The organism is Halalkalibacter sp. AB-rgal2, assembly GCF_041821005.1.
Taxonomy (GTDB): domain Bacteria; phylum Bacillota; class Bacilli; order Bacillales; family Bacillaceae_D; genus Halalkalibacter.
Window position 1 is genome coordinate 33,556 of sequence record NZ_JBGUAV010000035.1, and the last position, 11,090, is coordinate 44,645.

Consider the following 11,090-nt stretch of genomic DNA (forward strand, 5'->3'; position numbering starts at 1 on the left):
AGGCGGCTTTCTTTTATAGGATTACGCTTTTTTATTCGGGAAGATGGTATAAGAAATCGAATAAAGGAAGTCAACAATAAAGACAATCCCCCATATCATTCCGATCGCGTACATCGTCTCATTTGCATAGGGGGAGTTGGCCGCTGACCCCGTTTCAATCCAAGAAAAATCAGTAATATATTTCACCATCTCATTCGTACTAGATGTTCCTAAATGCCAGAAAATCGCTTGAACGATAAAAAAGATGATCAGATGAATAAACGCACTGATCCGGTATTTTTTTGCAATATAGTTGGGATTTTTGTTACGTTCGATTATGTTATAGTCCTTCTTGGATAATAGCTCTACACCACGGAATTGGCCTATTTTTCTGCGCATCCACCGATCCAGTCTAATGAAGTCAGCGATCCCAAAAGTACAAGCGTAAATCACAAAAATAGTCATGACGAGAAGGATCGTTGAAAACTCGCCGGTACGCTCGTAAATATACAAACCAAGCAATACTTCGAGTATGAGAAAGCCAATAAAGCCGAGAATAAAGATCAAGCTAATTCTTTGTTGCCCAAGAAAATAGCGAAAATAGCCAAATAATAATAGGGAAGTAATGGATAGCACCTCGGCAGCTATAAATAACTCCCATTGAAACTCTATTAAAAAATCCATCTAATCACCTCTGTAACGACTTAACATAATGACTTCTGCTGTTTCAAATAATAATTCGTAGCGTCTTCAATAAATGTAAGCACTTCTGGCTCGATCGGATAAAACCCTGCTTGTTTTGATTGCTCCTCTGATCTTCTAATTTCCCATACCTTTTCAGCAAAGGCTTCGTCACCACCAAATTGCTCCTTTTCTTTTTCCTCCATTCTGCGAATGATCCGCTGAACTTCAATGGCTCCAATACCTTTTGACATATGTCTTTTGATTTGAGCGAGTAAAGAGATCCATTCTAATGTATCAGGATCGCCACTATTAACGTTTGGTAGGAGGTCTAATAGCTCTCTTTCATTTTGATTGAATGATTCATGTAGAAAAGTTTTCTGCTCGTCCTTAACACCTTCATACATTTTGATGAGCTTTTGAATATGAAGGAGGTCGTTTTTTCCTTCTAAAGTGTATTCATTCATTAAGCCACGAAGTAATTGAGCCATTTGATTTAGCTTTGCTTTTTCTTCTAAAACAAACGTTAGTTGATTTTGAAGACTGCTGTACCAATCCTGTTGTTCTCCTGCTAACATGTCTTGGATTTCCTGTAACGTGAAACGAAGTGTCTTTAAAAATTGGATTTGCTGCAGCCGTTTTATTTCATTAACACCATATAATCGATGTCCTCCTTCCGTTTTTCCAGCTGGCTTCAGTAAGCCAATGTGATCATAATGGCGTAATGTGCGGACTGTCACACCTGTTTGCTTGACTACCTCTTTTATTGAAATCATTGGCATCCTCCCCATGTCTGTATGCTTCAATATTACATTATACAAAATGACGTTACGTCACTTTCAAGTAGATTTTACAATATAACATGCTATTGACAGAGTAACTTTAAACAAAACGAATTTATAAAGGGTTAATGGATGGGATACGTGTCAGAAACTTGAATAGAAGAAAAGGCAATATCGAGTGATGTTAATATAAAGATCAGACGGTCCTAAAATCCTCCATTCATTGATGGAAGCAAGTGACAAAAGAGCGTCTCAGTATGTCGAATTAATCTTGAATTTGCACCGAAAGCTTAATGACATATTTTTCAAACCCTTTTACAGCTAATTCACCGAGTAATATATCCTCGTAAAAGTATCCTTTTAACACTAAGTTGTGATCTTGAGCATATTGAATTAATCGACTGTAAGCTTGTTCGATGGTGAGATATCCCTTATCATGGTAAGCAACTAAATAGGTTCCTTTCTCTATTAAGTGATTAGCGTATTTTGAATCATTTACTCTTGTATAAAGATAGTCATACAGCAAATTATCTCCACTTAAAACCTTCTTGACACCTATCATCCAACCTTCATTAGCCGCTTCGTCGATGTTATGTTCAGTTAAATACTTGTGGTGGTTAAGGAGGGATTCATAAATGTTTTTGTCACTTGTAACAGGCTTTGAATCGGTAATGACTAAATACATTTGATCATTGTATTCAACATGAATGCTTGTAGGAGTTATCTCCAGTGCTTCTTTTGTTACGTTTATTTTTTCTGATACCATTTTTTTCATCTTTTCGAGACGATGGATTTTCGCTGTAAGAGTCTTTTCTTCTCTTTCAAGTAATTGAATAAGCCTTTCAGGTGATCGATTATCAAGAAATGTTTTAATATCCTTTAAAGGCATATCTAATTCCTTTAATACCGAGATGACATGGAACACGTCTACTTGATAAATGGAATAGTAACGGTAGCCGTTAGAAGCAATCATGTCTGGTGAAAATATTCCAACCTTATCATAATGAAACAAAGTATCTTTACTAATCTCCATTAATTTTGCAAATTGACCAGTCGTTAAGTTGACTTGGGGGTTGATGTTCATCATTCCTTTCATTTAAATAGTGCTTTAGAAATAATCATACACTTTTCTATTTCTTAATAAAAAGATGGTACAAACAATAATAGATAGAAATTCTGCTAACGGTATAGCGATCCAAATTCCGTTAACACCGATAACTAATGGGAGCACGAATAATGCAATTAGTACGAATACGAATGTTCTAAGCAATGAAATAATAGCTGAAACCTTCCCATTTGAAAGTGCAGTGAATAACATTGAACTGAAGATATTAGTTCCCATGAATAAAAAGCTGATGCAAAAAATACGAAACCCGTCTCTAGCAATGTTATAAACATTACTACCTTTCTCGACCATGAATTGAATAAGAATTGGTCCAATGAGAAAGGATAAGCCAAATACCATGATTGAGGCTATACTAATAATTAGGAGGCTACTTTTAACGATACGTTTAAGCTGAGTTGTATTTTTACTGCCATAATGATAGCTTATGATTGGTACAATACCAACGGAGTATCCCATAAAAACAGGAGTTAAAAACATCATGACATAAAGCATGATGGTAACAGCTGCAACTCCATCGACTCCTAAGTACGATAGCATTAAGAGGTTAAAGACAAAAATGATAACTGAAGTGGAGAGGTTTGTTACCAATTCAGACGAACCATTGATACAGCTTTGTATCAATACCTTCCAATGCGCTTTAGGACTAGAAAAGTGAAGTTGATTATTTTTTGCAAATAGAAAATAGACGATTCCAATAATGGCTGGGACGGCAATTCCTATTGCTGTTGCAACAGCAGCTCCTTGTATTCCCATGTTCATCTTAACGATAAATACGTAATCTAAAATAATGTTTAAACTTCCTCCTGCAACGGTAATGGCTAGACTTAATTTCGGTTTTCCAGCGGTCACAAAGAAATTTTCGAACATCATTTGAATGATTATCAATGGGCTGACGGCTAAAATGATTTTTCCATATGTGTGTGTGTATTCAAAGAGTTGCTCATTTGCTTCTGCTCCAAACCATTTTAATATTGGTTGAAGAAAGGATAATCCTAACAACATAATGAATAGGCCGATAGCTGCTCCGCATATTAGGAGAAATGTAAAGTTACTTCTCGCTTCAAGGATGTTCTTTTCCCCAAGTTTCTTAGCAACAATGGCACTTCCTCCTGTACCGAGCATTAACGCAATGGCAAATAGTAAAGTATAAATTGGCATGAATAAATTTACTGCAGATAATGCTGTTTCATTCACATAACGTGCTACAAAAATACCGTCAACCATTGTATAAATCGCAACAAATACCATTACTCCAATGGTAGGAGCAGCATATTCTAGTAACGATTTCATGGTAAATTCTTGTTCGATTCCTTTTGAAATAGACATAATGGTCATCTCCTATTAGATACTATTAACATATACACTCTAAGGTATGGAGTAACCCTATAGTCAAGGATCAATATTAACTTAGACTAAAAAAATCACCCCCTGATTAGAAAGTTATCAAGGGATGAATTTTCATTTAATGTTATAGTTCAACAAGAAATAAGTACCGATTATTGCACTAATACAGGAATCCATTTCCAGCCTTTATTAGTTCGTTCGATTCGCCCTAACCCTGGGAAAGGATAGTGACAAACAAATAGTAGTGCTGATTTGGATGATGCCTCTTCTAAGAACTTTTTCCGAGTTTCCAATGCTTGTGTCGGTGTTTGCTCTGCCCGAATATGGGAAGGCAGATGCTCTAGCGTTGTTGGGTAATTAAGAATATCGGAAGCGAGCATTAGGTGTTCCCCTTCTGAAAAAATAGAAAGAGACAGGTGACCTGCTGTATGTCCAGGTGTATGAATAAGACGGATGCCAGGAAGGATCTCTTTGTTTTCTGTTAACAGTTTAATTTGATTCTTAAGAGGGAGTAATTGCTTATATTCATTAGAATCTGGCTGGCTTGTCCATACATCCCATTCTTCTTTGTGCATAATATATTGTGCGTGGGGGAAAGTTGGTTTTCCATTCGTTAGCATACCGCCAGTATGATCTAGATGGGCGTGCGTGATGATGACGGTTTGGATATCCTCTGGGTCAATTCCTGCTGCTTTTAAATTGGAGAGCAGTTTACCTGCTGTTGGAGAATGTTCATATCCAAGTCCCGTATCAACTAATACCTTCTTATCTCCAGAGTCAATCAATAAAAAGTTTAAAGGGGCTCTAAACTGAGTTGGAATATGTTGAATAAGTTCATCTGGTGTTTCCGCAAAGAAAAAATCTCTTGTAACAGGAAAAGCACCATCTGATATAGCCATTAACTTGAAAGCGCCTAATTGAAAAGGGTGTATTTGATTTGTCATAGTTCCTCCTTAATTTAAATCGTAATTATTACGATTTAAATTATGATAGGATTACGTTTCAAAGTCAAATAGAAAGCAAAATTGAAAGTGTTGAGGTAGGGACATAAGAGTTGTAGTCAAGTCAAAGAAAATTCGAATGGTGATTCAATATTCTCCAGTGATCATTAATGAATATAAGAGTATTCATCTCGATTCATTCATGATATCTATTTTCCATAATGGTAACCAAGCTCATAAGCTCTATTTAACCAGGTTTTTACATAACCTGATTTAACATTGACAGTATCGTAAAAAAGCTCAAAGGTTGAATGAGGAATGCCACAGTAATCAGCTAAACCGACATTAAAGTAGTGAGTGATCATGTGATCGTATTTTCTTTTTTCAAAACGTTCAATTGGAGCCCCTGCTAGACTAAGCCACAAAACATGACTATGTTGAAGCTTGCCTGGCCCGTATGCAAATCCGTAATTCCAGACACGATCGATATAGCCCTTCATCATAGCTGGCATACTCCACCACCAGAGCGGAAAGATAAATGCTAATGCATCGAATTCATTTAACTTTTTCATTTCTGATTCAACCTCAGGAGAATAGCTTTGTTCAGTTGCTTTCCAATCCGGCTCATCCTCCTCCCATAGTACTGGGTCAAAGCCACTTCGGTAAAGATCGAATAATTCCGTTTCATGACCTGCTTCTTTTAGCCCTTTAATAAATGAATGAGCTACTTCAAAAGTTAATGAGTCTGATCTTGGGTGGGTAACGACGGTTAATACTTTCATCATGCACCTCTTTCTTTTCTCTTTGGAATATTGTATAGATTCAGTATATAATAGGATTATAATTCAGCAAAATTGATAATTATGATATATAAATTCATTAAAAATGATAGGAGGGTTGAAATGGAGCTTCGTCATCTTATTACGTTTAGAACAATTGTTGATTTAGGGGGATTTAACAAGGCTGCTCAAGAATTAGGTTATGCCCAATCATCCATTACAGCTCATATTAAAGAGTTAGAAACCGAATTGGGCTATCCGCTTTTTGATCGATTAGGTAAAAAAGTAACATTGACACAAACTGGCCGGCGTTTTCTCCCTTATGCGTTGGATATCATTACCTTATACACTAAATCAAAAGAAATGATTAAAGAATCGGATGAACCTTCAGGAGAGCTCACAATCGGTGTTAGTGAATCGTTAATGATTTATTGGATCCCAACAATCATTATGAACTTCACGGAGCATTATCCTAATGTCCAATTAACCGTTAAATCGATTAAGTATGAGAATTTAACAGATCAGCTACGGAAGGGCGAAATAGACGTGGCTATTCTAGTAGAAACAGCCGGTTGGACTACGAATGAATTGACCATCACTAAAATGGAGGATACTAGATTATCACTCATTCAATCGACAAAGTATAAAAATCATTTTCATCAACATACGATGCTTGTAACGGAAAATGCTTGTAGCTGGCGTTCGATAATTGACGAATATGTCAAAACGATGGAACAAGTGTCAATGAGAAAGATTGAATTACCTGGCATTGAAGCAATTAAAAAGTGTGTACTGTCTGGTTTAGGAAAAGCAATTCTTCCAGACTTTACGGTGGAAGAAGAAATGAACAGTGGGGAGCTTGTGGAGATACAAACGAATCTTGATAATACCCCTCTTGCGATTTATAGTGCTGTCCATAGGGATAAATGGCTTTCTGTTAATTTAGAGGCTTTTTTCAATGTAATGAACAAATGTAAGAACGTAGATGGTGAACATGGACGTTTAAGTGGAGAATTGCACCAATGAAAATCATACGTAATGGGTAGCATCTTTTTTCTGTGCCCATTTTGTATTGACAATGAAAAATTCAGTGTTATACTGTGTATATCTATATAAACAGTATAACTTTACATGTGACGAGGGGGGTTGCTGGAAATTTAATGAAAGAGTAGAAAGACGAATTCACGAGTGCGTAGGATGCGTGCTTTATAAGTTTTTCTGAAATAAATCCACTACGTACATATCTGTAGAAAAGAAAGTTTGCTATCGTATTTTTCTTATCTTTTGATACGTAAATGTGATTTTATTCGTTCCGGTAGTGGTTCATCGTTTGCAATCTAATAGAAAATCAGTCTTAAGTCTTAGAATGGAACAGACTCAAGCACGTCGAGTAGGATAATCCTTCCATGTATAGTAAGTAGTGAAGGAAATGATGTGTGGATGATGCGTCCATACATAACAATGAAAAAAGCGAGGGGTTTTAATGAGTGTACTACGTAAGATTTTAGAACGTAAAATTTTAATTGGACTTATGGTTGTATTAGTTTTTATCGTAGGGGTTTATTCGATTAATAAGCTTGATAAGGAGCTCATACCGGGCATTGATTTTGATATGGCTCTTGTTTCCGTCTATGCGGGTGATATGCCGGTATTAGATGTTGAGGAACGGGTAACAAAACCACTTGAGCAGCTTTTAAGTGGGACGGACGGAGTAGAGTCCTTTCAGTCTAATTCAGCGACCGGAAGTAGTTCTTTATATGTAGAAATAGAAGATGGACGTTTACAAGATGTGATGAAAGATCTCGAGGCTGGGGCGAGTCGTTTGGAGGCAGAGCTGTCGGAGGTTCACTTTATTGAAGTGTTCCCGATGTCTACAGATCAAGGGTTTGAGTTTTACATGGAGCTGTCTGATGGTTCGATGGATGAGTTAAGTACCTTCGCTCGAAATGAAGTGAAAAAAAGACTCGAAGCCATTGCTTCAGTAAGAGAAGTTCGTTTAAGTGGGATTGAAGAGAAAGAGTATGTCATTGAATTTGATCGTGATGAGTTAGTAGAGCATGGGCTTGATATGAATCAAGTGATTAGTGTTCTACAGCAAGAAAATATCGCGATGTCTTTAGGGGAATTGACTGAAGAAGAGAATGCACCGTCACTCCGTTGGGATACAGCCTTTCATACGCTAGGAGAATTGGAAGAGACGATGATTCCGACAATGAATGGAGCGATCAGACTCGATGAAATTGCTGATGTAAGAGAAGAAGCGAATCAACATTCATCTATCGCGTGGAAGGATGGAAGCAGGGACTTCATTCTGATCGAGATTGGCCGTGCGAATGGCTATACGCAATTAGATATGGCTGAAGCTGTTCGTGCCGAAGTAGAGACGATGAAAGAAGAAGGCTTTCCATTTTCCTTTACGGAAATTGTCGCGGAGGCTGATTACGTAAGCTCAGCGTTAGATGGTGTGGTACAAAATATTTTGATTGGGGGAATGATTGCACTCGTTATCTTAATGCTGTTTTTACGAAACATTCGAGCGACAATCATTGTTGGATTGACCATTCCTGTATCGATTCTTTTAACTTTTTCCACAATGTGGATAATTGGATATAGCTTTAATATTTTGACATTAGTTGGTCTCGGTCTGGGGATTGGAATGATGGTCGATGCGTCAATCGTTATTTTAGAATCGATTTATCGTAAGAAGGAACAAGGCTTTGTTGGAATGGATGCTGTTGTCAAGGGGGTGCGTGAGGTAGCCACTGCTGTTCTTGCTTCGATGTTAACGACAGTTGTTGTATTTGTTCCTGTAGGGTTATTTGGTGGCGATTTTGGTGTGTTTATTCTTATTTTAAGCGTTGTAGTCGTCATTACGTTAGTAAGTTCGGTCGTGGTTTCCTTTAGTCTTATCCCTTCTCTTTCGGAAAACTTTCTGAAGCTGAAAAGAAAGGCCAATAAAAAGAAGCGATCGAGTCGAATCATTGAAGGGTATGGCCGTTTGATTGGTTGGTTAAGTGGTAAGAAAAGACGTCGTTATTCGATGATCGGTCTCTTCTTCCTCATATTTGTTGGCTCAATTGTGATGACAACGAAAGTACCTATTACACTGATGCCAGATGTATATGATCGTTATGCTGAGCTTGGTATTGAGCTTGAAAGTGGTTTGACTCCTTCTGAAAGAGATGAAATCGTTCAAGCAGCGAGCGAGAAGTTAACAACAGTTCCAGATGTTGAGACGAGTATTTTTCTCGATGATGTTCAGTATTTGTTTGCTCTTATAAATATGACCAAGGGCGATGAGATTACGACTGATCAAGATGAGGTAAACATTGCGATTAATGAGGCGTTAAGAGAGCTTGAAGACGAGTACCCTGTGAAAAGTGTTGGCATGTTGATGGGACCAACAGGTGCTGCGCCTATTCAGTTAGTCGTAAAAGGTGATGATTTATCAACCATTCAAGAGCTAGGTGATCATTTAGTAAGTGAGCTTGAAGGGATTGAAGGCTTAGTAAATGTTGGAACTTCAATCGATAAGACAAGTGAGGAGCGTTTATTAGTACTTGACGAGGATGCCTTAGAAGAGGATGGTTTAACTGCTTCAGAGATACTAGGGCAATTGCAAGGGTCTTTCTCTACTGCGCCAGTAGGGGAATTGGTTGAAAATGGATTGACCGTACCAGTTGTTGCTAAATTAGATGTTGTGCTTGATAACGAGGAAGCGCTAGAGGAGTTCGAAATTGGGACACTGACTGGAACAGAGCCGTTATCGAATTATATGAGTTTAGAGACGATCCATTCACCTTTAGAAATTAGCAGAGATAATGGCGAGCGTTATGTGACGGTTTCTGCAGAAATGGAAGGCAGAGATTTAGGCTCGGTTTCACGTGATGTTCAACAGGTTGTAGCTGACTTTGATACGCCTGCAGGCTATACGGTAGAGATGGCTGGTGACATTGAGCTACAGCAAGAAATGATCATGGACCTGTTAATCGTTTTAGTCATCTCGATTTTCCTTGTATACTTTGTCATGGCTGTTCAATTTAACAGCTTAGTCCATCCGATTATTGTTATGTCTGTTATTCCGATGACAGTGATTGGAGCGATTTTGGCATTATTAATCACACAGAGTGAACTGAGTGTGTTTTCTGCATTAGGATTGTTAATGCTGATTGGAATTGTGCTAAACAATGCGATCTTACTAATTGATCGAACGAAACAGCTTCGTAATGAGGGACTTACCGTTCATGAAGCAGTCAAAGAAGCTGGGAAAAACCGTATTCGTCCGATTTTCATGACAACCTTAACAACAGTAGGTGGGATGCTTCCACTTGCTCTTGCAACAGGAAGTGCTAGTGCGTATCAGGCGCCATTGGCGACCGTTATTATTGGTGGTTTGCTGTTTGCGACAGTGATTACGTTAGTGCTAATTCCATCTGTTTATCTGTTATTTAACGACGTTGGACGTGGTGTGAAAAAGATTTTTACTCGTAAAAAGAGAAAAAAAGCTGAGAGTATCGAAAAAGCTATTTAAGAATAGGAAAGGAAATGTGCTTACAGCGTTATAAAGCTGTGAGCACTTTCTTTTTTGTTAAGTTCAAAAATGCAAGGACATGTTTGTTTCCCTAGCACTAATCTCATGGTGTTCTATTGGGTATATTTGAAAAAAACAGATATTTTAAAGTGTAACCGAGGAAATTCATAATGTTCGTGCAATAAACGCCATAACCTTTTATACAGCATATGACTTTACCTTGTGAAATGCGTTATTAAATACTAGGAGGGAAACGTTGTGAGAAGAGAAATTAGGTTTTCGGAGAAGATATTATTTGCAGGGTTCAGTTTGATTTTATTATTTATGATTATGCAAGATTGGATACCATTAGGATCATTAAATGATGTCCAAGCTATTGCAGAAGGCCGTTCATTTAATGAGATGTTGATCGTTACAATGATTGGTGTAATGCAAATTTTATTATTAATGGGACTCTTATCTATTTTTATGGGTAAAGGGTATCCAATCTGGGTAAAGCTCTGGTTGGTTATCCATCAAATCTGTATTTTTGCAGGGGCATTGTTGGATTGGTGGATTCCTTATTTCTTTGGCTATGGCGTAGAGCAAAGGACGGTTAGGTACAATCAAATGTTTGGAGATACACACACTTTCCTTCCTGAATTAAATGGTATTATTCCGAATACTCTTCATACACTATTTCATATTATATTGTTATTATGTATAGTTCTAACTATATATATTACTGTGACTAATTCAAGAAAAACAGGAATGTGATACTACGTGACATTCTAGTCAACTAAACGATGCAACCTCTTAAATTTACTCGGTGTATGATAGAAAGGATGAAATGAATCCTCTTGGAGTTATATGTTTAGCTTTAATGATCATACGATTCTTTAGGGGGATGTTTCTCAAAAGATGTGGTCTCGTTCGTGTCATAAAAAC

The 11,090-nt window shown here is 37.4% G+C and carries 9 protein-coding genes; 3 read left to right on the forward strand and 6 right to left on the reverse strand.

Annotated features, from left to right (window positions below; all coding sequences use genetic code 11):
• Positions 1 to 21: 21 nt before the first annotated feature.
• The 6 genes from ACERJO_RS19430 to ACERJO_RS19455 all read right to left on the reverse strand — a co-directional run bounded on the left by ACERJO_RS19430 (position 22) and on the right by ACERJO_RS19455 (position 5,635).
• A complete protein-coding gene (locus ACERJO_RS19430; RefSeq protein ID WP_373648584.1) occupies positions 22 to 663 on the reverse strand; it encodes a hypothetical protein in 642 nt (213 codons plus the stop codon).
• A 20-nt stretch (positions 664 to 683) separates the two neighbouring features.
• Positions 684 to 1,436, reverse strand: a complete 753-nt coding sequence (locus ACERJO_RS19435) for a MerR family transcriptional regulator (RefSeq protein ID WP_247103516.1) — start codon at positions 1,434 to 1,436, stop codon at positions 684 to 686.
• Positions 1,437 to 1,707: 271 nt separating this feature from the next.
• The gene (locus tag ACERJO_RS19440) at positions 1,708 to 2,526 is read right to left on the reverse strand and encodes a MerR family transcriptional regulator (protein WP_373648585.1); all 819 of its coding nucleotides are present in this window, start codon (positions 2,524 to 2,526) and stop codon (positions 1,708 to 1,710) included.
• A 24-nt stretch (positions 2,527 to 2,550) separates the two neighbouring features.
• Positions 2,551 to 3,894: an MATE family efflux transporter gene (locus tag ACERJO_RS19445; RefSeq protein ID WP_373648586.1), complete on the reverse strand. Its 1,344-nt coding sequence runs from the start codon at positions 3,892 to 3,894 to the stop codon at positions 2,551 to 2,553.
• A 170-nt stretch (positions 3,895 to 4,064) separates the two neighbouring features.
• Complete coding sequence (locus ACERJO_RS19450; protein ID WP_247103511.1) at positions 4,065 to 4,856, reverse strand: MBL fold metallo-hydrolase; 792 nt, start codon at positions 4,854 to 4,856, stop codon at positions 4,065 to 4,067.
• 206 nt (positions 4,857 to 5,062) lie between these two features.
• Positions 5,063 to 5,635 (reverse strand): NAD(P)H oxidoreductase, encoded by a 573-nt coding sequence (locus ACERJO_RS19455; protein WP_247103510.1) that lies wholly within the window; start codon positions 5,633 to 5,635, stop codon positions 5,063 to 5,065.
• Positions 5,636 to 5,755: 120 nt separating this feature from the next.
• Here ACERJO_RS19455 and ACERJO_RS19460 point away from each other — a divergent pair, with 120 nt between their 5' ends.
• From ACERJO_RS19460 to ACERJO_RS19470, 3 genes are all read left to right on the forward strand, one after another.
• A complete protein-coding gene (locus ACERJO_RS19460) occupies positions 5,756 to 6,658 on the forward strand; it encodes a LysR family transcriptional regulator (RefSeq protein WP_247103509.1) in 903 nt (300 codons plus the stop codon).
• A gap of 457 nt (positions 6,659 to 7,115) precedes the next feature.
• Positions 7,116 to 10,163 carry an efflux RND transporter permease subunit gene (locus tag ACERJO_RS19465; RefSeq protein WP_373648587.1) on the forward strand — a complete coding sequence of 1,016 codons (3,048 nt, stop codon included), beginning with the start codon at positions 7,116 to 7,118 and terminating at the stop codon, positions 10,161 to 10,163.
• Positions 10,164 to 10,421: 258 nt separating this feature from the next.
• A complete protein-coding gene (locus tag ACERJO_RS19470) occupies positions 10,422 to 10,919 on the forward strand; it encodes a hypothetical protein (RefSeq protein WP_373648588.1) in 498 nt (165 codons plus the stop codon).
• The last annotated feature ends 171 nt before the right edge of the window (positions 10,920 to 11,090 follow it).